The following is a 20,636-nucleotide window of genomic DNA, read 5'->3' as shown; positions in this document are numbered from 1 at the left end:
TCATCGGTCGCGCGGTCCCGGCAGTGCGATTCGGTCGCGGTGGATCGCGATGAATTCGCCGAAGGACCGTGGCATACGGCCGGTGACCTCGGCGACCGTCGTGGTCACCCGGTCCTCGGCGCCCTCGGCGATGAGCCGCTCGGCCCCGGCGAGCACCGTGGCCATCTCCGGCGGCACGCCATGAGCGGTGAGGTGCTCGGCCAGTTCGCCGGGAGTCGTGTCGATATGCCGGACCGGCCGCGACGGGGCGAGCGATCGGTTGAGCAGGCGGGCGATGTCGTCGTAGGACAGGGCCTGCGGTCCCGTGATCACGTACTCCCGGTTCGGCGCGGCATCGTCGAGCAGCGCGCGCACGCCGACGGCGGCGATATCGGCGGCGTCGACGAAGCCGATACCGCGACCCCCGGTGGCGCTGATCAGCTCTGACCGGGTACGCAGCCCGGCGGCCATCGGATGCGTCGGCACGATGAAGTTCTGCATGAACCACGACGGTCGCAGCACCGCCCATTCCGGCATCCGGGATATCGCGCGGCGCGCGTGGTCCAACCCCGGCGCACCGGGCGGGATGACGGCGGAGCTGAGGAACACCACGCGCCGCACGCCCGCCGCACGCGCGACGGTCAGAAAATGATCAATCGGTTCAGCCGGATCCGGCATGCCCACCGGGGCGACGAGGTAGACCCGTTCGACACCGCTCAGCGCCGGTCGGTAGGTCGCGGGATCGGCCCAGTCGAAATACACGTGCTCCCCGCCTGATTCGGCGCGTATCGGGCCGCGCGTAGCCGTGCGAACCGTGACGCCCGCGGCGCGCAGACCCGCAGTGACCGGGCGGCCGGTATTGCCGGTGGCGCCCGTGACGAGGACCGGTCCGGTCATGCCGCACCGCCCGTTTCATCGTTCGAGCGCAGCGCGTCCAGCAGTTCGGGCAGGGTTCCGGTGGCGATGGCACCCGCGACCGGACTCCAGTAATCGCGCCAGCCGATGATCGCGCCGTCGCGGGCCCGGATCACCGCGATGTAGGCGAGTTCGTACCGCTCGCCGGTGCGCACTGTCGTTCCGCTGGCGGTGAATTCCACGATAATCGTTGTCGGATCGGCGGTTTCGTGTACGACGACCGACGGGAACTCGTGGATATCCAGCCGTTCCGGATAGTCGGCCAGATAGTCGTGCAGCTGTGCGCGACCGCGCAACCGTCCGGGTGTGCCCGCGACCGCGAACGGCAATTCCAGCTCCGCGTCCACGGCGAAGAGTTCGACGAATCGTCGCATGTCCTTGGCCAGCAAAAGGTTCAGGCCTCTTTCGAATAACTCACGTGCGCCTTCGGTCATGAATCGAGACTGGCCGAGGCCGACGGTCGCGCGGAACTGCCGGTGTAGCCCCGGATCATTGATCCGTGGCTCGGTTCGGGTGGGTTCGGCAGACTCGACGGTATGGACAAGCACGCGCTCGCCGACTTCCTGCGCCGCCGACGTGCGGGGTTGCGTCCGGATGAGGTCGGGTTGCACCCGGATCCGAAGCGGCGCAGACGAACTCCGGGGCTGCGCCGCGAAGAGGTGGCCTGGTTGGCCGATATCTCGGCCAACTACTACGAGCGGCTGGAGCAGGCACGGGCGCCCCGGCCGTCGCCGCAGGTGCTCACCGCGCTCGCCAGGGTGCTGCGGCTCGGGCCCGATGAACAGCGCTACCTCACCCAGCTCGCCGGTCACGAACCGAGCCGTCCCGGCATACCCGACGACGAGGTACCGGCCGGGGTGCTGCTGATGCTGGAACGGCTCACCGAGGCGCCCGCGTACGTGCAGAACGTCCGCTATGACGTCCTCGCCTGGAATGCATTGGCCGCCGAATTATTCGACGCTTTCGACACAGAGCGCAACCTCTTGCGGATCGCATTCGGCTCCCGAAGGGAGCGGGTGTCGTGCGGCGGCCGGGACGGCGCGGCGCGATTCGTCCGGCAGGCGGTCACCGAATTGCGGGCCGCGGCGGTGCGGTATCCGAACGACCCGCGGATCCCGGAGCTGATCGAGTGGCTGTCCACCCGCGATATCGACTTCCGAAATGGTTGGGCCGCACATGAAGTGGCTCCCTCGGCGACGATCTGGAAACGGTTCGAACATCCGGAGGTCGGCACCATCGAACTCGACGCGCAGACGTTATCCGTGCCCGGCCACGACCATCGGATCGTCATCTATACGGCGGAACCGGGCAGCCCGGCCGCGGATGCACTGCGCGAGCTGCGCCTCAGTGCCCAGCGCCGGTGACGCGAAATCCCTTGGGCACCAGCCGAACCGCAATGACGGCGACCGCGGCGACAATTGCGGCGGAGACGTATGAGGTGGTGGTCAGTGCCGTGTCGAAGGCATGGGTCGCGGCATCGATGACGTGGGTGCCGGTGACATGGTCGAGGCGGGCCGCGACATCGATGGCGCCGCCGACCGAGCCGGTGGCCTCGTCGAAGTCCTTGCCGGACAGCGGTAGTCCGGTCATATTGGCTGTGAAGATGCGGCCGTGCAGACCGCCGAGCAGCGCAACGCCGAGGCCGATGCCGAGTTCGTAATTGGTTTCCGAGACGGCACCGGCCTGACCGGCACGTTCAGGCGGCACCGCGGCGACGAGTACCGCGGCCGCGGCGGTCACGGCGAGGCCGTCGCCCAGGCCGAAGGCCGCGAGGACAAGGGCCACAACGGGATACGTGGTCGGCTCCGGGCTCAGCGCCAGGATCAGGAAGCCGAGCGCGAGCGCGCCGAGCCCGATGGCGAGGACGGCGCGGACGCCGAGGCGATGCATGAGGGCGGGGGTGGCCAGGGATGCGAGCAGCAGGGTGACGGCCGAGGGCAGGGTGCGCAGACCGGCCTGAGATGGGGTGCAGCCGTTGATGTATTGCAGCCACAGCGAGATGAGGAAGAGCGCGGCGCCGATGGCGAGCATGGCGAGCAGGGTGGATACGGCGGCGGCGAGGAAGGGTCCGTTGCGGAACAGGCGCACGTCGAGCAGCGGATCGGCGGCGGTGAGCTGCCTGCGCGCGAACCAGGTGAGCAACGCCAGGGCGAGCCCGAGGACGAGCCAATCGACCGGCTCGGCAACACCTTTCGCAATATGTTTGAGTCCCCATGCGAGACCGACGATTCCGGCGATGGACAGCAGCGCACTGCACCAGTCGAGCGAACCCGATTGCGGCGCACGGTATTCCGGAAGCAGCCAGACGCCGAGACCGACGGTCAGCACGACGACCGGCACGTTGAGCCAGAAGGCCGATGCCCAGCCGAAGGTCTGCACCAGCACGCCGCCGACCACCGGCCCGATGGTTGCGCCCGCCCCGGCGACGGCGGCCCAAATGCCGATGGCGAGGGTCCGCTCCCGCGCACTGGTGAAGATATTGCGAATGAGCGAAAGCGTCGATGGCATGACCATGGCGCCGCCGATGGCGAGCAGCACCCGGCCCGTGATCAACTGGGCCGCGCTGTGCGATGTCGCGGCGACCACCGAGGCGATGCCGAATAGTACGAAACCACACAGGAATAGCAGCCTGCGGCCGATCCGGTCGCCGAGCGCGCCGGTGGTGATCAGCAGGCCGCCGAGCACCAGACCGTATATGTCGATGATCCATAGTTGTTCGAGCGCGCCGATCCGCAGATCGGTGATCAGCGAGGGCAGCGCGACATTGAGAATGGTGGCGTCCATGGCCACGAGCAACAGGCTGGCACACAGCACGGCCAACATCAGCCAACGCATCGAACCGAACGTTGGAGCGGGTTCACTGGTCGCTGACATGCTGCCCCTTCGCTCGGCCGAACCGGACGCAAGTCAGCATTGCCGGGAGTGGGGCGAACTTCAAGTTACCGTGCCGGTATGGTCCGATCGATGAGCAGGCGGCCCGCGCGACTGGTGCGTTCGATGTCGCCGGTGATGAACTGATCCTGTATCACCCCGCGCAGTCCCGAAATAAGAAGGGTGGCAACGGCTTCCGGATCGTCGACGACGCCGGTCCGGCGCAGCGCGTCGGCCAGCGCGCCCACCAGGGCCGCGACGGCGGCGTTGGCGTATTCGGCGTACGGGCTGTGCGGCGCGCAGGCCGCGCCGAGCACCTGCAGCATCACCCGCACGCTGACCGCGTCGGCGCCATCGAGATTCGCGCAGAAGAAGGTGGTCAGCCGGGCGCGCAGGGTGGCGGCATCGGTGACGTCGGCGAAGAGGGCGGCGACGTCGGGCCGCTGCGAGGTCAGCGCCTGTACCAGCAGTTCTTCCTTCGTATTGAAGTAGTAGATGAGCATGCGCGAGCTGGTGCCGAGTGCGGCGGCGAGCGGGCGCAGTGAGAGTCCGGCCAGCCCGTGATCGGCGATATAGCGCACCACCTCGGTGAGCAGTTGGGCGCGTTTTGCGTGGTCGAGTGGGCGGGCCATGGGTTGACTGTAGCGAGTGCTACAGGTATTCATGTCATCGTGACTGTAACAAGTGCTTCAGAAACTCTGGCCTCGGTCGTACTCACCGGCTACGCCGCCACCACCTCGCTGGCCGCGGATATGGATACGACCTGGTCCGAGCTGCTGCTGGGGCACACCGGAATCGGCAGGCTGGACGACGATTTCATCACCGAGTTCGATCTGCCGGTCCGAATCGGCGGCAAGCTGAAATCGCATCCCGGCGAACTACTCACCCGGATCGAGCAGCGCCGGATGTCCTATGTCGAACAGTTGGCGCTGGTGCTCGGCAGGCAGGTCTGGCAGCACGCGGGCACGCCCGAGGTGGAGGGCGAACGGCTCGCGGTGGCCATCGGCACCGGCCTCGGCGGCGCCGACGCGCTGATCGCCGCGGTGGACACGATGCGCACCAGCGGATACCGCAGGGTGTCGCCGCTCGCGGTGCCGATGGTCATGCCGAACGGTCCGGCCGCCACGGTCGGCATCGAAATCGGCGCCAAGGCAGGAGTTTTCGCGCCGGTGTCGGCCTGCTCGTCGGGTGCGGAGGCGATCGCGCAGGCCTGGCGGCTGATCGTATCGGGCGAGGCCGACGTGGTGGTCGCCGGCGGCGTCGAGGGCCATATCCACGAGGTGCCGATCGCGAGCTTCGCCATCATGCGGGCGATGAGCACGCGCAACGACGAACCGGAGCGGGCGTCGCGGCCGTTCGACCGGGACCGCGACGGTTTCGTCTTCGGCGAGGCGGGTGCGCTGCTCGTGCTCGAATCCGAGCGGCATGCGCGGGCCCGCGGCGCCCGCATCCACGGCAGGGTGCTCGGTGCGGGCATCACCTCCGACGCGTATCACATCGTGGCGTCCGAACCGGGCGGCGCGGGCGCGGCGCGTGCCATGCGCAAGGCGATCAGCACTGCGGGACTTCAGGTTTCGGATATCCAGCACGTCAACGCGCACGCCACCTCGACATCGATCGGCGATGCCTCCGAGGCCGAAGCCATCACCGCGGTCGCACCCACCGCCTCGATCTACGCGCCCAAATCCGCGCTCGGCCACTCCATCGGCGCGGTCGGCGCACTGGAATCGATCATCACAATGCTCACCCTGCGCGACCAAATCGTCCCGCCCACACTGAATCTCGACAACCAGGACCTGACCATCGATCTCGACATCGTGTCAGGCGAACCGCGCACCCAACGAATCGACTACGCCCTCAACAACTCCTTCGGCTTCGGCGGCCACAACGTAGCCCTCGCCTTCGGCCGGGCCTGATCTTCCCCACAGCGGTGCGCCGGTAGTGTCGTTTCCGAAGCGAACAATCAGCTCGGATCGTGGAACGGACAATGACGTGACCGACGCCTTCTACCTGCCGGACGCCGCCGACCCCAGCCGATTCCTCTCCACCGAGCTCACCAGGGGACCTTGGTCGGCGGATGCGCAGCATGCCGGGCCGCCTTCGGCGTTGCTCGCGTATGCGCTGGAGCGGTGTGAACCGCGGGCGGGGTTTCAGATCGGGCGGGTCACCATGGAGATTTTCCGGCCGATTCCGTTGGAGCCGCTGACGGTCGATGCCAAGGTGATGCGGCCGGGGCGCAGTGTCGAATTCCTGGAGGCGACCCTGTCTACCGAGCGTGGGCCGGTAATGCGGGGGTCCGCATGGCGTTTCAAGCTCGCCGATCCGGAACTTCCGGTGCCCGAACGGTTCCTGCCATCCGGGAATCGGCCGGGGCCGGAACGTGAGCCGTCGCCGTTCCCGACCGCCAATGCCGTCGGATTCCACAACGGAATCGAATATCGCTTTGTCACAGGGGCTTTCGACGAGCCCGGCCCCGCCGTGTGTTGGATCGGACTACGGAATCCGATCGTCGCGGGCGAGACCCCGAGCCCGCTGGAGCGCACATTGATCGCGGCCGACCACGGCAACGGCGCCAGCTCGATATTCGACTGGGACCGTTACCTTTTCATCAATACCGACCTCACGGTGACGCTGCATCGGATGCCGGTCGGCGAGTGGATCTGCCTGGACGCGGTGACCTATCCGCAGCCGCACGGCATCGCCTTGGCCGAGTCGGCGCTGTTCGACGAGAAGGGTCCGATCGGCCGGAGCACCCAGACCCTGTACCTCGCCGAGCGCTGAGATCAGCGGCGCTGCCAGCGCCAGGCGAATTCACCGGGTTGCGGTGGCGGACCAGGCAATTGGCCCTTCGTTTCCAGTCCCGCGAGCATGAGGTGGAGGATGCGGCGGCGCAGCTGCGCGGTGCGCGCCGGATCGGGCAGCGAGATGGCCGCGCATGCCTCCAGGATCAGGCCGAGGTCCGACGGGTTCACCTCATCGCGCAGCTTGCCGGTCGCTTTCGCGCGCCGGACCAGTTCCGCGTTCGCCTCGGCCGAATGCTTCACCTCGGGCAGGATCGATTCGTCGGGGGTGAAGGTGCCCGCCAGGTGCACGGTCAGCGAATGCACATCGGCGTCGACGACACGTTCCAAGAAGCCGACCAGCGCCGCCCAACCGTCCGAATCCGCGAGCGCCGCATCGGCTTCCGCGTTGTAACGGCGTAATCCCTGATAGCAGAGGGTGCGCAGCAGCACCTCTTTGCTCGAATAGCGGCGATAGAGGGCGCTGATGCCGACACCCGCGCGTTCGGCTACGGCGGCGATCGGGGCGTTGGCATCGGCGAGGAACACCGCGCGAGCGGCCTCGAGAATGAGCCCGTCGTTGCGGGCCGCCTGCGCCTTGCGCCCGGGTAGCGCCTTCTGAGCTGGGGTTTCTACTGACTTCGGCATGAATCGAGAATAGCACTTGAAACGGAATGATCCGTTCTGCTACTGTTCAAACAGAACGAAGCATTCCGTTTCACAAGGAGTCACCGATGAACGCCATCACCCCCTTCCGGATCGACATCGCCCAGGCCGACCTCGACGATCTGCAGAACCGGCTGGCCCGCACCCGGTGGGCCGATCAGATCCCCGGTTCGGGTGATACCTACGGCGTCAGCGTCGACCGGGTGCGCCACCTGGTGAACTACTGGCGCGACGGATTCGATTGGCGCGCCGTGGAGGCGAAGCTCAACACCTACCCGCAATTCACCACCGAGATCGACGGGCAGAACATCCACTTCCTGCACGTGAAGTCCCAGCAGGACAATGGCTTTCCGCTGATCCTGACGCACGGCTGGCCGGGTACGTTCGTCGAATTCCTCGGCGTCATCGAGCCGCTGACCGCGGCGGGCTTCGATCTGGTCATCCCCTCGGTGCCGGGTTACGGCTTCTCCGGCCCGACCACCGAACAGGGCTGGAACGATCAGCGCATCGCCAGGGCCTGGGCGGAGCTGATGCGCAGGCTCGGCTACACCCGGTACGGTGCGGTCGGCAACGACGGCGGTGCGCAGATCTCCCCCGAGCTGGGCCGGGTCGCACCGGAAAGCGCTGTCGGCGTGCAGGTTTCACAGGTGTACTCGTTCCCGTCCGGTGATCCGGCCGAATTCGCCGACCTCAGCGCCGAGGAGCAGCAGGCGCTGGCGACGCTGGACTGGTTCGTCAAGAACAAGATGGGTTTCAACATCCTGCAGTCACAGCAGCCGCAGACCTTGGCCCATGCGATCATGGATTCCCCTGCGGGACTTGTCGGTTGGAACAGCCAACTGCTCGGCCCCGATCTGGACGACGAATTCGTGCTCACCAATATCGCCATCCACTGGTTCACCGGCACCGCGGGCTCGGCGATCCGGCACTACTTCGAGAAGGACAAGGCGGACAAGCCCACCGAGCCGACCACAATTCCGCTCGCGCTGTCCGGATCGATCGGCGATTTCCACGGCATCCGCCGCTTCGCCGAACGCGACCACAAGAACATCGTCTCGTGGCGGACGCACGAGGTATACAGTCACTACCTGCACCACGCCGCGCCGCAGCTGATGGCGAGCGAGATCACCGAATTCTTCGACCGGTTCCGCTGATTCGCACCACCCGAGACGCGGCCTACGCCCCCTCATCGGCGCGCAGGCCGCGTCATCAGGTCACTGCGAAACCTACAGCCACTCGCAACGATTCGCTCGTCGGCCGCGAGCGTCACGGGAGCGGGGACCGGAATAAACAGCCGCACAAACGACATGGACGTGGCAGGAAATGTCACGTCCATGACCGCTGTCGTGCTCAGGCGTGTTCGTGCAACTCCCCCCAGGCCGGGAAAGGGTCGGCATAGGTGGCCCAGATATCCGGGCCCGCCGACCATTCCGCGTCCGTCAGCAGCGCGGCGTCCAGCAGCCCGCGCACCCGGTCGCCGTCCAGCTTCACCCCGATGAAGACGATCTCCTGTCCGGCCGGCACCTCCAGCGACGACCACCAGGCGGCCGGTTCGAAGGTCAGATTCGGCCCGGCCTGCGACCATATCGCGGCCAGCGCCGACCGGTTGGCCAACCAGCAGAAACCCTTGCTGCGCAACACTCCCCGCAACTGTCCGAGCGCCCGCTCCAACCGCTCGGGATGAAATGGCCGCTCCGCGGTGTAGGTAATGCTGCGAATACCGTATTCCTCGGTCTCCGGCGTGTGCCCACCGGCCAATTCCTCGGCCCAGCCCTCGGTTTCGGCGGCCGCGACGGGGTTGTAGCGGCCGGTGGCCAGCACCTCGTCGAGTGCGACGCCGCCCTTGACGGTACGCAGCACCCGGGCACGGGGATTCAGCCTGCGGATGGTGGCTTCGACTGTGCCCGCCGCCTTTTCGCTCACCAGGTCGGTCTTGTTGATCAGCAGCACGTCGGCGAATTCCACCTGATCCACCAGCAGGTCCGCGATGGTGCGGGAATCGCCTTCGCCCGCTTGCATATTCCGCTCGGCCAGGGCTTGGCCGCGGGTGAGCTCGCCGAGGAAGGTGGCGGCGTCGACCACCGTCACCATGGTGTCGAGACGGGCGATATCGCCGAGCTTGGTGCCATCCTCGAACTCCCAGTCGAAGGTGGCGGCCACCGGCATCGGTTCGGAGATGCCGGTGGATTCGATCACCAGCTGATCGAATCGGCCCGCCCGCGCCAGCTTGCCGACCGCCTCGATCAGATCCGCGCGCAGGGTGCAGCAGATGCAACCGTTGGTCAGCTCGACCAACTTCTCCTCGGTGCGGTCCAGGTAGCCCTGGCCCGCGACGAGCGCGGCATCGATATTGACCTCGCTCATGTCGTTGACGATGACCGCGACGCGGCGGCCGTCTCGGTTGGCCAGGATGTGGTTGAGCAGCGTGGTCTTACCGGCCCCGAGGAATCCGGACAGCACGGTGACGGGCAGCAGGTCGGAGCGCGATGAAATGGTCACCAGCTAATGATAACCATTTTCATTAATGCACCCGCAGTCGGGTCATGCGGCGGCGGCCTTCACCGCCTTGGCGATCTCTCGTCGCACGGCCAGGAATTCGGCCGATCCGCGCAGCTCATCCGGATCGATATCGGATCGGGGCAGCTCGACCGGCAGATCGAGCGCGACGCGACCAGGCCGCTTCGTCAGAACGACAACCCGCGAACCGAGGAAGGCCGCCTCGTCCGCACTGTGCGTGACGAATACGGCGGTGCGCCCCGATTCCGCGCCGACCCGACGCAGATCCTCCTGCAGCCGCTCCCTGGTGAGCGCGTCCAGCGCCGCGAACGGCTCGTCGAGCAGTAGCGCACGGGGACGGTGGGTGGGCGACGCATCGGCGGCCAGTGCGCGGGCGATGGCCACCCGCTGCTGTTGCCCACCGGAGATCTCCCAGACGCGACGGCCGCCCAACGCCTCCAGGCCCACCCTCCGCAATAGTTCGTCGCGCCGCTCGGCCCGCCGATCACGCGGCACCCCAGCGTATTTCAGCGCCAACTCGACATTGCCGCCGACGGTCCGCCACGGGAACAGCCGCGGCTGCTGGAACACCATGCCGCAGGTGTGGCCGGGCACCGGCGCGACGCCGGAGACGGTGATCCGGCCCTCGGTCGGCGCGTCGAATCCGGCGATCAATCGCAGCAGCGTGCTCTTGCCGCAGCCGGAAGCGCCTACCAGGACCAGGAATTCGCCCGGCGGCACCGTGAGATCGAGCGGGCCGAGCGCGATCGCCCCGCGACCGTACCGGTGCGCGACTCCTTCGATGGCAATGGCCGACTGATCCGAATCAGGTTCTGCCGCAGTGGAATCTCGTAATACATCAGTCGAGGGCACCGGGCAGCCCCTTGACGTAGATGGATTCGCGAATCTTCGCGATGCCGGGCGCGGCCGGGATCTGCCGTTGGCCCGCGAGGAATTCGGCGGCGCTGGCCAAGCTGGCCGCGATCGCACCGGGCGCGGCCTCGGTGCCCAGCCAGTCCGGCGAGGTGAGCTGATCCTTGGTGAGGAATACGCCCTGCTTCAGCTGCTGCGCGGCATCGTCTGGCGTGGTGCCGATTTCGGCGGCCACCGCCCGCGCGGCGGCGTCGGGCTGGTCCTGGATGGTCCGCAACGCGCGCAGCTCCACCCTGCGCCACACATCGACGACGTCCGGATGGGCATTCGCGAAATCCGTTGCGACAACGGCCAAATCCAGCGTCGGTTTGCCCGCAGTCGCGAGTTCCCGGCTGGTGATCAGCTGTTTGCCGCTCTTGCGCAGCTGATCCAGCGTCGGCAGCCAGGTGTACACGGCATCGATATCGCCGCGCTCCCATGCGGCCAGCGATGCCTGCGGCTGTAGATCGACCAGCTTGACATCGTTGGCGCTCAGGCCGTTTCGCTCCAGCGCCGCGAGCAGGCTGTAGTGGGCCGTAGACGCGAACGCGGTACCGATCCGCTTACCGCGCAGCTCGGCGATGGACTGGATGCCGGTGCCATCGCGCGCGACCAGCGCCTCGTTGTCGCCCGCCACATCGAGCACGAAGGCGACCCGATACGGAATATCGAGCGGGGCCGAAAGTCCGCGTGCCACCGGGCTGGAACCGATCGCGCCGAAGTCGAGTTGCTTGGCGACGAATGCGGTGTTGACGTCGGCGCCGGAGTCGAATTTCGTCCACTTGATGTTGTAACCGGGCAGCTCCTGTTCCAGCCACCGGTTGTGTTTCACGATCAGGTCGCCACTCGGAAACGTCTGGTAGGCAATGCGAATGGTGGGTTTGCTGCTGTCGGCGCCGGAGTGGTCGATGGCGCACCCCGCCGCGGCGACGATCGCCGCGCCCGCGACAACCGCTGCGGTAAAACGCGAAATGCGCTTCATATCTTTCCTCTCCAAGGCACGGCGCGGGCCTCGACCGCGCGCAGTAGTCCGTCGATGATCAGGCCGGATATGCCGATGGCCGCGATGCCGACCAGGACGACGGGGGTGTTGTTGTAGTTGCTGGCGTCCTTCACCACGCCGCCGATGCCGGGCATGCCGTTGAACAGTTCGGCGGCGACCACCGACGAGTACGCCATGCCGACCGCCAGCCGGATTCCGGTCAGCGTTTCGGGCAGGGCCGCCGGGATCACCACATCCCGGATCACCTGCGCGCGTGAGCCACCCAGCGCCCTGGCCGCCTCGACGAATCCGACGGGCGTCGCGGCCACCGCGGTGGTGGTCGCCATCGCGGCGGCGGGCAGCGCGGCCAGCGCCAGCAGCGTCACCTTCGGCGCCTCATCGATGCCGAGCCAGATCACCAGCAGGAAAAAGTAGGCAAGCGGCGGCAGCGTGCGCAGGAAGGTCAGCCACGGCTCGAGGATGCTGCGCAGCCAGCCGACGGTGCCCATGGCGACGCCGAGCGTCACCCCGGCGGCGATGCCGATCACCACGCCGCCGAACACCCGGCGCAGCGTCATATAGAGGTGCTCCCAGAGCAGATAACCCTGATAGCCCCGGACGCCGTCGTGTGTGGTCGATAGTTGAATCGCGGCCCGCCACACGGCAATCGGGCGCGGTACGAAGGTTTCGTTCCAGATACCCGCCGCGGCGACCAGCTGCCAGGCGACCAGGAATACCGCAACGGACAACAGCGGCAATAGCGTTCGCGCCAGGCGGCGGGCCGTTGCACCGGATTCCGCTGCCGCCGAGTCGGTTACGGAGACCTCTTCGATAGCTGAGCTCATCGATTCAGAGCGCCGCGACACCGAGCGGCGCGCGTTCGACCGGCGCGGCCGGATGCCGCCACACTCCGCGCGCGGCCAGCCGGGGCAGCACACCCTCGCCGAACCAGTACGCCTCCTCGAGGTGCGGGTAGCCGGAGAGGACGAACTCGTCGATGCCGAGCGCGTGATACTCCAGGACGCGCTCGGCCACCTCGTCGTGGCTGCCGACCAGCGCCGTGCCCGCGCCGCCGCGCACCAGGCCGATGCCGGCCCACAGGTTCGGGTAGATCTCCAGATCGTCGCTGTTTCCGTTGTGCAGGGCCAACATTCGGCGCTGTCCCTCGGATTCGCTCTTGGCCAGCGACGCCTGGATCTCGGCGACCGCGGCCGGATCGAAGCCCGCGAGCAGCTGGCGCGCCTCACCCCACGCGGCCGCCGAGGTATCCCTGGTGATCACGTGCAGCCGGATGCCGAAGCGCACGCTGCGGCCCTCGCGCGCGGCGAGCTCCCGGATCCAGGCGATCTTGGCGGCCACCTGCGCGGGCGGCTCACCCCAGGTGAGATACACGTCGGAGTATTTGGCCGCGACGGTGCCCGCGATCGGCGACGAACCGCCGAAGTAGATCTGCGGCACCGGATCCGGCACCTGGGCCAGCGCGGCCTGCTCGACCCGCAGATGTTTGCCGGTGAGGTCCACCGTGTCACCCGCCCACAGCCCCCGCACGATCTCCAGGAATTCGCCGGTGCGCTCGTAGCGGGCGTCCTTGTCCAGGAAGTCGCCGTATGCGCGCTGCTCACGGGATTCGCCGCCGGTGACCACATTGAGCAGCAGCCGTCCACCGGTCTGACGCTGGTAGGTGCTCGCCATCTGCGCGCCGAGGGTCGGCGAGATGAAACCGGGCCGAAATGCGACGAGGAACTTCAGCCGCTCGGTGCGCTGGCTGATCATCGCCGTGGTGAGCCATGCGTCCTCGCACCAGGCGCCGGTCGGGGTCAGCGCGGCCTCGAAGCCGACGGCCTCGGCGGCGGCCGCGATCTGGCCGAGGTAGTGCACGCTCGGCGGGCGATCTCCGGCGGAGCTGGTGGCGTTCGCACCGTGACCGCCGCCGACGACATTGCGGCTGTCGCCGTTGGTGGGCAGAAACCAGTGGAAGGTCAACGACATTGGTCCGATACAACCCGGTTCCGGCGACCCTGCCCAGAGATGCGATCGGCCGGATTCGAACCCTTTCAGCGGCGCTCGAACTATATTCCCAGCACTGGGCATTACGCGACACATTTACGTCATTTTCGGATCACGCGACAAAATTGCGTCAGTTCGGAGTAATTATCTTCCCGCGCCGGTTGTTTTGCGGGCAGCCGTCGCTACACTGGCTCCGGTGGTGCCTGATTCAGCACGGAAAAAACTGTCCGCCAATGGGATTGCGACAATAATCGGTGTCGTCATCCTCATCGTCGGCGGTTACTTCGCCGTGCACGCGCTGATCGCGTCGGCCGGGACCAGCGGCGGCCAGAACAACCCGATATCCAACGCGCCGACCGGGACGGCGCAGCCGATCGTCGGAAAACCGGTGCAGGACGGCGTATTCGAGTACATCGTCACCGGGACCGAGACGGGCGCGAAGACGCTCAGCGAGAACGGGATCAGCAAGCAGGCCAGGGGCGTATTCACCGTCATCGTGGTGCGGGTGAAGAACATCAGCAAAGACAAGCATTCGTTCTCGCCGTCGAACCAAGTGGTGTTCGACTCGCAAAACCGGCAGCACGAAGCCGATTTCACCACCTCCTTCTCGAACACCTACGTCGACATCGAGCCGGGCGCCGAAATCACCGCCCGACTGGTGTTCGACATGGCGCCGGATACCGTGGCCAAGCGAATCGAGTTACACGATTCGATGTTTTCGTTCGGAACGAAAGTCGATTTCAACTGATCCACCGTGGGCGGCGGTCCCGTCAGTCGGCGACGGCTGCGCCGGCAGCGCACATTAGGGTCAGATCCTGTGAAACTGCTCCCACTCCCAGCCGACGGCGAGACCCCGGTGCGCGTGCTCACCATCGCGGGCACCGACTCCGGCGGCGGCGCCGGGATACAGGCCGACAGTCGAACCATGGCGCTGTGCGGGGTGCACGCGTGCGTGGCGGTGGCCGCGGTGACCGTGCAGAACTCGCTGGGCGTCAGCGGATTCCACGAGATCCCGCCCCAGGTGGTCGCCGATCAGGTGCGCGTGGTGGCGGGGGATATCGGGATCGGCGCGGCCAAGACCGGCATGCTTGCCTCCACCGCGATCATCGAGGCGGTCGCCGAGGTGTGCCGGGAGGTCGGCATCGGGCGCGACGGCAGCGTACCGCTGGTGGTCGATCCGGTCGCGGCATCGATGCACGGCGATCCGCTGCTGCACGCCGAGGCGCTGGACGCGGTGCGGCAGACGCTGATTCCGCTGGCCACCGTGGTGACGCCGAATCTGGACGAGGTCAGGTTGATCACCGGCATCGATGTGGTCGACGACGCCAGCGGCCGCCGGGCCGCCGAGGCGCTGCACAGGCTCGGCGCGCAATGGGCCGTCGTGAAGGGCGGGCACCTGCGTTCGGCGCCGGTCAGCACCGATCTGCTGTTCGACGGCGATCGGTTCCTCGAATTCAGCGCGCCGCGCATCACCACCCGCAACGACCACGGCGGCGGTGACACCCTGGCCGCGGCCATCGCCTGCGCGCTGGCGCACGGCTATCCGGTGCCCGCCGCGGTCGAATTCGCCAAGGAGTGGACGCGGCGCAGCCTGATCGCGTCCTACGATCTCGGCGCCGGACACGGTCCGGTGTCGCCGCTGTGGCGGCTGCGCGAATCCTGAGGCGGGAGCGGTCCGGTCAGTCGTCCGCGGCCCGAAACCTGTCGGTGGGTGGGGTCATACTTGGGTCGACGCATCGGCCGCAACGGCGCGGCCGGCCGGAACAGCGCGGTTCCGGGTGGGCCTAGTCCATCGAAAAGGCAAGGTGCAGCGGCAAATCGGCATCGACGGTGATGCCGTTGAGCCGGGAGTTGGCGTGCACCAGCGCGGAGATTATCTCGGCGAGATAGGCGACGAAACGTTCGATCGGCATCACATGCGCCTGCGTCCGGTTGACGCCGAGCCACCAGTCGGTGGCCGAGGCGACCGCGCCGAAAATCGAGTAGTTGACGAGTTCGACGCTGTCCACATCGACCGATTCGTCGTCGAGCACCTGGACGACCAGTTCGGCGGCCCGGCGGGCCGATTGGCGCGCCGACTGTAGCGCGCGCTCGGAATCGCTTGCCTGCTGGGCGAAGTGGCTGTGCAGCATGAAGCGGAAGACGTTCGGATGCTCGCTCACGGCGAGCGCGTATTCGGTCGCGCCGCGGCGCACCAGATCGCGCGCCGAATCGTTGGTTAGGTCGATGCTGGCGATGATGCGCTCCCACAGCAGGTCGCGCACCCGGTCGACGATCGCGTTGTACAGGTCGGTCTTATCCTCGAAATGCCGGTACAGCTTGGGTTTCGCGGCGCCCGCCTCCTTGGCGATATCGCCCATGCTCACCTCGGGACCGAACTTGTCGAGCGCCCGGAAGGCGGCGTCGACGAATTCGTCGCGCACTTTGAGCCGGTGCTCGCGCCATCTCTCGGTCCGCGCGTCCACGCGCTTGCGCGGCCCCTCGTCCAGATTCCGGCCGCTGTGCTTCATAACCATGGCATGGTACTCGAGCGCGGGCGCCGCGGGCGGTGCATTAAATACCGAGACGGCCGGTTGACATTGTCTGGGACGGCGAACACACTGGTCAGTGCCGGTGGAACCAGAAGTATTGGATACCAATGGTTCCGGCGGGCCGGACTTCGACATATGGCCTTAGCCCGGCGAGGACATCGATGTCCATGAGGATGCGCTATGGCACCACGGAATTCACCGGCGATCCGGACAACGGTGCTGATCGTCGGCAGCGGCTTCTCCGGACTCGGCATGGGGATCGCGCTGGACCGGGCAGGCATTGCCGATTACCTGATCGTCGAGCAGGCCGGCGACCTCGGCGGCACCTGGCGCGACAACACCTATCCCGGCTGCGCGTGCGACGTTCCGACCCACCTGTATTCGTATTCCTTCGAGCCGCGCACGGACTGGCGGCGGCTGTTCTCCGACCAGGCCGAAATTCAGAACTACTTGAACGAGGTCGCGGACAAATACCGGCTACGCACCCACATCCGGTTCGGGCAGCGGATGGATCACGGCGCATGGGATGAAAAGCGGCAGTGCTGGCGGGTTTTCAGCGCCGACGGGCAGGAGTACGTCGCGCGCTATCTCGTCTCCGCCATCGGCGCGCTGCACGTACCGAGCATTCCGGAATTGCCAGGGCAGGCGGAGTTTCGCGGCCCGGCGTTCCACTCCGCGCGGTGGGATCACTCCGTCGACCTGACCGGTAAGCGCGTCGCGGTGATCGGGACCGGCGCCAGCGCAATCCAATTGGTGCCGGAGATCGTCGACGAGGTCGGCGGGCTCACCGTGTACCAGCGCACCGCGCCATGGGTGCTGCCGCGCGCGGATGTGGTCTTCTCCGACCGATTCCGGCGCGCGCTGCGCCGAATTCCCGGTCTGCGCTTCGGCTTACGCAACGGCATCTACTGGGGCGCGGAACTCGCCGCGTACGCGATGAATTGGCGGCCGGATCTGCTCAAAGGCATCGAGTGGGTCGGTAGACGACATATCGCACGCCAAATCGCCGACCCGGAACTGCGCCGCAAGGTCACCCCGGACTACCGGGCGGGCTGTAAGCGGCTGCTCGGCTCCGACACCTACTATCCGGCGCTGACACAACCGAAAACCGAACTGGTGACGGCGCGGATCGATCACCTCACCGCGGACGGCATCGTCACCGCCGACGGGGTGACCCGGCCCACCGACGTGATCATCTACGGCACCGGATTCCGCGTGCTCGAATCATTCACCAACCTGTCGGTCACCGGGCGCGACGGCGTCGACCTGGCCGAGCGCTGGCGGCGCGAGGGCGTGCAGGCGCACCGCGGCATCACGGTGGCCGATATGCCGAATATGTTCTTCCTGCTCGGCCCCAATACCGGACTCGGGCACAATTCGATCATCTTCATGATCGAGGCGCAGATCCACTACGCGGTGCGGGCGATTCGGCTGGTGCGCAGGCGCGGCGCGGCGGCATTGCTGCCACGGCGCGCGGCACAGGACCGGTTCAACGCCGGGCTGCAGCGCGGGCTCGCGCACTCGGTGTGGAATACCGGCGGCTGCAAGAGCTGGTACCTCGACGAACACGGCAACAACCGCACGCTGTGGTCCGGATTCACCTGGCAGTACTGGCTGCGGACCCGGCGGGTCCGGCCGTCGGAGTACGAGTTGCTGTGGCCCGAATACTCCGTTACGCCGGAATCGCTTCCGCCACAAGTGATTCCGGCGGATCCGCGCCCCGACGGCACCGTTCGCGCCTGACGTTCGAGAATCAGAGACGACGCGGACGCGACGGCGGCGGCGGACTGAGGCGGCCGTCGATGGTGCGCGAGCCCGCCTGCTTCAGCCGCTGCAGGACCGGCGTGAGCTCGAAGTCGTGTACGCCGTCGAGGGCGGCCAATTTCGTTGTGACGTAACGGTAGAAGTCGGCGGCCTGATCCGCGGCCAGCGCGGCGAAGATATTGAACGGGCCGGTGACCGCCGCGGTGTAGGTGCTTTCCGGATGTTCGGCGACGGCCTGGCCGACCTGCTCGAGGCGGGCGGGCGCGACGCGCAGCCAGAGGTATGCCGCGGTGCCGGAACCCATTGCGGCAGGCGCGATATCGAGGTCGAAGTAGAGGATGCCCGCGGCCTGCAGTGCCGCGATCCGGCGGCTCACCCGGCCGATAGTGAGGCCGGTGGCGTGCGCGAGGGTCGAATAGCCGGTGCGACCGTCGCGGGCGAGCGTTTCCAACAGGATTCGGTCCTCCTCGCGCAACCGCAGTTCGGGCTCCGCGTAGTCCGGATCGCCGGGCCGGGCCGCACCGGATGCGAATTGTCTTCCGCGCCAATCCTTCACATCGGCCTCGACGAATCGGTGCAGCACCATCGACGCGCCGATATCGTGCACCGGCGCACTGCGCCGCAACCGCTGGACCAGCAGGTCGTCCCGGGCCTGCTGGGTGCGCGGATGCAGCGAGAAATTCACCTCCGCGCCCGCCGCGGCAATGCTCACCCACGCCGAATCGTCGCGCCGGGCCAGCGCTTCGGCCACCTGTAGGGCGGCATCGGGGCGGCAGCGCACCCGGATGATCCAGTCGTTCTCGCCGAGCGCGAGCGGGTCGACCCCGCCGATCACCCGCACCAGGCCGTCGCGCCGCATGCGTCCGTAGCGGCGGGCCGCGGTCTGCTCGGAAATGCCCAGCTCGGTAGCGATCCGGCGGAACGGAACCCGCGGATCCAGCTGCAGCAGACGCACGATCTGCACATCCGTCGCGTCCAAAAAGGAATTCTCGTGCACCGCCAGGCCGCCCATATGGCGGAAATTTACGCCGATCCGGTGCGCGGGCGACGCCGAGCGCGCCCGATTCGGATACTCGACGCCGCTCGCTAATCCGAATTCCCGGAGAGGACAACGACTTTGCGTAAATGGCTGCCGCTGCTGACGGTCTGCCTCGGCACCTTCATGCTGCTCATCGACGTCACCATCGTGAACGTGGCGCTACCCGATATGCGCAACGATCTCGACGCCACGCTCAGCTCGCTGCAGTGGGTGGTGGACGGTTACGCGCTGGCCACCGCGGCGCTACTGCTCGGCGCGGGCTCGATCGCCGACCTCATCGGGCATCGGCGCACCTATCTCGCCGGGCTCGCGCTATTCGCGATCTCATCGCTGATCTGCGGGCTCGCACCGAATCCCACCGTGCTCATCGTCGCCCGCATCACGCAGGGCATGGGCGGCGCCGCCATGGCGTGCACCACGCTCGCCCTGCTGAACAGCGCTTATCCCGGGTCCGACCGAGCGACCGCATTCGGACTGTGGGGCGCGGTCGCGGGCAGTTCCACCGCCGTCGGACCGATTATCGGCGGCATTCTCACCGATCTGGCGTCATGGCGATGGATCTTCTTCGTCAACCTGCCGGTCAGCGTGGTCGTGGTGGTGCTGTGCCTGAAGGGCGGCGTCACCCAGCCGAGCCGGGATGCGGGCCGCGGCCGAATCGATCTGCCCGGCATGGTGAGCTTCGCGATCTTCGCCGCGGCGGCGACCTACGGGCTCATCCACGCGAACGAGTACGGCTGGTCGAATGCGGTGACCGCGTGTTCGCTCGCGATCGCGGCCGTCGCGCTTGCGGTTTTCGTCGCGGTCGAACGCCGGGTCGCGACGCCGCTGCTGGAGCTCGCGCTGCTGCGGGACCGCTCGTTCACCGGCGTGCTGCTCGCGGCCGGTGCGCTGTTCCTGGCCTCGTTCAGCGGGATCATGTACGCCCAGATCTGGTTGCAGTCGACGCTGGGCATGAGCCCGATCGGCGCGGGTCTGGTCGGGCTGCCGCTTTCGGTGGTGGCATTTCTGGTATCCGGTGGCGCGGGCCGTTATCTGCACGGCGAGCACAGCGGCCGGATCATCTGCGCGGGTCTGCTCATCGCCGGTGTCGGCGGCCTGCTCGGCGCGGCGCTGGTGCGCGGTGAATCCGGTTGGGCCGCATTGGTTCCCGGATCGGTGGTGGTCGGACTCGGGGTCGGCCTGGCGACGACGACGCTGAGTTCGGCCGCGGTGTCGGCGGTTCCGGCGCGGCAGGCCGGAATGGCGGCGGGCGCGCTGAATACCGCGCAGCAGCTCGCCATGGCGGCGGGCATCGCCATCCTCGGCAGCGCTTTCACCACCAGGGCATCGACTGTCCTTGCCGCGCGCGGGGTTCCGAATGCCGACTCGGTCGCGCACGCGGTCGGCGGCGGACAGTCCGGCGTGCTGCTCGCCCAGGCGCCCGACGCGTACCGGCCCGCACTCGATACCGCACTGCACACCGCCGCCGCGGCGGGTGTGCAGGCCACCCTGCTGGTCAGCGGGATTGTCGGGGTGGTCGGCGCCGGGCTGGCGGCGGCGCTGCTACGCGCCGGGAGGAAGGCGGCCGAGCCGGTGCCCGCGCCGCACTGAGCATCCTCCCAGCCAGCCGCCCGGACATCCGGGCGGCTGGCGAATTCCCGTGTAGAACCGGGAAATATCGAATCCCCAAAACGATGACTTCCCAGCTCAGGCCC

At 67.4% G+C, this 20,636-nt stretch carries 20 protein-coding genes; 8 read left to right on the top strand and 12 right to left on the bottom strand.

What is annotated here, in order from left to right; all coding sequences use genetic code 11:
• Both LGY53_RS08790 and LGY53_RS08785 read right to left on the bottom strand, forming a co-directional pair.
• Window positions 1-876, bottom strand: a complete 876-nt coding sequence (locus LGY53_RS08790) for an NAD(P)H-binding protein (protein ID WP_225726120.1) — start codon at window positions 874-876, stop codon at window positions 1-3.
• The gene (locus tag LGY53_RS08785; RefSeq protein ID WP_225726119.1) at window positions 873-1,328 is read right to left on the bottom strand and encodes a nuclear transport factor 2 family protein; all 456 of its coding nucleotides are present in this window, start codon (window positions 1,326-1,328) and stop codon (window positions 873-875) included. The genes LGY53_RS08790 and LGY53_RS08785 overlap by 4 nt, the downstream gene beginning before the upstream one ends.
• Before the next feature lie 102 nt (window positions 1,329-1,430).
• On the opposite strand from LGY53_RS08785, the gene LGY53_RS08780 reads away from it, so the two are divergent.
• Window positions 1,431-2,258 carry a helix-turn-helix transcriptional regulator gene (locus LGY53_RS08780; RefSeq protein WP_225726118.1) on the top strand — a complete coding sequence of 276 codons (828 nt, stop codon included), beginning with the start codon at window positions 1,431-1,433 and terminating at the stop codon, window positions 2,256-2,258.
• Here the strand turns inward: LGY53_RS08780 and LGY53_RS08775 are convergent.
• Together LGY53_RS08775 and LGY53_RS08770 are read right to left on the bottom strand one after the other, a co-directional pair.
• Window positions 2,239-3,729, bottom strand: a complete 1,491-nt coding sequence (locus tag LGY53_RS08775; protein ID WP_225726117.1) for an MFS transporter — start codon at window positions 3,727-3,729, stop codon at window positions 2,239-2,241. The two genes, LGY53_RS08780 and LGY53_RS08775, sit on opposite strands and share 20 nt — an antisense overlap.
• Window positions 3,730-3,833: 104 nt before the next feature.
• Window positions 3,834-4,397: a TetR/AcrR family transcriptional regulator gene (locus LGY53_RS08770; protein ID WP_225726116.1), complete on the bottom strand. Its 564-nt coding sequence runs from the start codon at window positions 4,395-4,397 to the stop codon at window positions 3,834-3,836.
• 39 nt (window positions 4,398-4,436) lie between these two features.
• Between LGY53_RS08770 and LGY53_RS08765 the strand changes: the two genes are divergently transcribed.
• Window positions 4,437-5,681, top strand: a complete 1,245-nt coding sequence (locus LGY53_RS08765) for a KasA/KasB family beta-ketoacyl-ACP synthase (RefSeq protein WP_225726115.1) — start codon at window positions 4,437-4,439, stop codon at window positions 5,679-5,681.
• A gap of 76 nt (window positions 5,682-5,757) precedes the next feature.
• On the top strand, window positions 5,758-6,546 hold the full coding sequence (locus LGY53_RS08760; RefSeq protein ID WP_225726114.1) for a thioesterase family protein: 789 nt from the start codon (window positions 5,758-5,760) through the stop codon (window positions 6,544-6,546).
• Window positions 6,547-6,548: 2 nt separating this feature from the next.
• On the opposite strand, the gene LGY53_RS08755 is transcribed toward LGY53_RS08760, so the two are convergent.
• Window positions 6,549-7,193 (bottom strand): TetR/AcrR family transcriptional regulator, encoded by a 645-nt coding sequence (locus tag LGY53_RS08755; protein ID WP_225726113.1) that lies wholly within the window; start codon window positions 7,191-7,193, stop codon window positions 6,549-6,551.
• Window positions 7,194-7,279: 86 nt separating this feature from the next.
• Here LGY53_RS08755 and LGY53_RS08750 point away from each other — a divergent pair, with 86 nt between their 5' ends.
• Window positions 7,280-8,365, top strand: coding sequence for an epoxide hydrolase family protein (locus tag LGY53_RS08750; RefSeq protein ID WP_225726112.1), 1,086 nt, complete (start codon window positions 7,280-7,282; stop codon window positions 8,363-8,365).
• A gap of 196 nt (window positions 8,366-8,561) precedes the next feature.
• On the opposite strand, the gene LGY53_RS08745 is transcribed toward LGY53_RS08750, so the two are convergent.
• The 5 genes from LGY53_RS08745 to LGY53_RS08725 are packed head-to-tail and all read right to left on the bottom strand — an operon-like array spanning window position 8,562 to window position 13,590.
• On the bottom strand, window positions 8,562-9,710 hold the full coding sequence (locus LGY53_RS08745; protein WP_225726111.1) for a GTP-binding protein: 1,149 nt from the start codon (window positions 9,708-9,710) through the stop codon (window positions 8,562-8,564).
• A gap of 42 nt (window positions 9,711-9,752) precedes the next feature.
• Entirely contained in the window at window positions 9,753-10,580 is an 828-nt protein-coding gene (locus LGY53_RS08740; RefSeq protein WP_225726110.1) for an ABC transporter ATP-binding protein, read from the bottom strand.
• Window positions 10,567-11,601 (bottom strand): glycine betaine ABC transporter substrate-binding protein, encoded by a 1,035-nt coding sequence (locus LGY53_RS08735; RefSeq protein ID WP_225726109.1) that lies wholly within the window; start codon window positions 11,599-11,601, stop codon window positions 10,567-10,569. Before LGY53_RS08735 ends, LGY53_RS08740 begins: the two co-directional genes overlap by 14 nt.
• Window positions 11,598-12,446: an ABC transporter permease gene (locus LGY53_RS08730; protein ID WP_225726108.1), complete on the bottom strand. Its 849-nt coding sequence runs from the start codon at window positions 12,444-12,446 to the stop codon at window positions 11,598-11,600. The genes LGY53_RS08735 and LGY53_RS08730 overlap by 4 nt, the downstream gene beginning before the upstream one ends.
• A gap of 4 nt (window positions 12,447-12,450) precedes the next feature.
• Entirely contained in the window at window positions 12,451-13,590 is a 1,140-nt protein-coding gene (locus LGY53_RS08725; RefSeq protein ID WP_225726107.1) for an LLM class flavin-dependent oxidoreductase, read from the bottom strand.
• On the opposite strand from LGY53_RS08725, the gene LGY53_RS08720 reads away from it, so the two are divergent.
• Window positions 13,559-14,356 carry a DUF4352 domain-containing protein gene (locus tag LGY53_RS08720; RefSeq protein WP_225726106.1) on the top strand — a complete coding sequence of 266 codons (798 nt, stop codon included), beginning with the start codon at window positions 13,559-13,561 and terminating at the stop codon, window positions 14,354-14,356. The two genes, LGY53_RS08725 and LGY53_RS08720, sit on opposite strands and share 32 nt — an antisense overlap.
• A 69-nt stretch (window positions 14,357-14,425) precedes the next feature.
• Complete coding sequence (gene thiD / locus LGY53_RS08715) at window positions 14,426-15,271, top strand: bifunctional hydroxymethylpyrimidine kinase/phosphomethylpyrimidine kinase (RefSeq protein ID WP_225726105.1); 846 nt, start codon at window positions 14,426-14,428, stop codon at window positions 15,269-15,271.
• A gap of 121 nt (window positions 15,272-15,392) precedes the next feature.
• Here thiD and LGY53_RS08710 read toward each other — a convergent pair whose 3' ends face one another.
• The gene (locus LGY53_RS08710) at window positions 15,393-16,118 is read right to left on the bottom strand and encodes a TetR/AcrR family transcriptional regulator (protein WP_167479893.1); all 726 of its coding nucleotides are present in this window, start codon (window positions 16,116-16,118) and stop codon (window positions 15,393-15,395) included.
• Between the two features lie 201 nt (window positions 16,119-16,319).
• On the opposite strand from LGY53_RS08710, the gene LGY53_RS08705 reads away from it, so the two are divergent.
• Complete coding sequence (locus LGY53_RS08705) at window positions 16,320-17,882, top strand: NAD(P)/FAD-dependent oxidoreductase (RefSeq protein ID WP_225726104.1); 1,563 nt, start codon at window positions 16,320-16,322, stop codon at window positions 17,880-17,882.
• Between the two features lie 10 nt (window positions 17,883-17,892).
• Here the strand turns inward: LGY53_RS08705 and LGY53_RS08700 are convergent, their stop codons facing one another.
• Window positions 17,893-18,915, bottom strand: a complete 1,023-nt coding sequence (locus LGY53_RS08700; RefSeq protein WP_225726103.1) for an Lrp/AsnC family transcriptional regulator — start codon at window positions 18,913-18,915, stop codon at window positions 17,893-17,895.
• 105 nt (window positions 18,916-19,020) lie between these two features.
• Here LGY53_RS08700 and LGY53_RS08695 point away from each other — a divergent pair, with 105 nt between their 5' ends.
• The gene (locus LGY53_RS08695; protein ID WP_225726102.1) at window positions 19,021-20,532 is read left to right on the top strand and encodes an MFS transporter; all 1,512 of its coding nucleotides are present in this window, start codon (window positions 19,021-19,023) and stop codon (window positions 20,530-20,532) included.
• Window positions 20,533-20,636: the final 104 nt, after the last annotated feature.

This window comes from Nocardia sp. JCM 34519.1, from assembly GCF_020361265.1.
In the GTDB taxonomy this organism is placed as follows: Bacteria; Actinomycetota; Actinomycetes; order Mycobacteriales; family Mycobacteriaceae; genus Nocardia; species Nocardia arthritidis_A.
The sequence above is the reverse complement of the archived record's forward strand: the minus strand, read 5'-3'. Positions and strand labels throughout refer to the sequence as shown.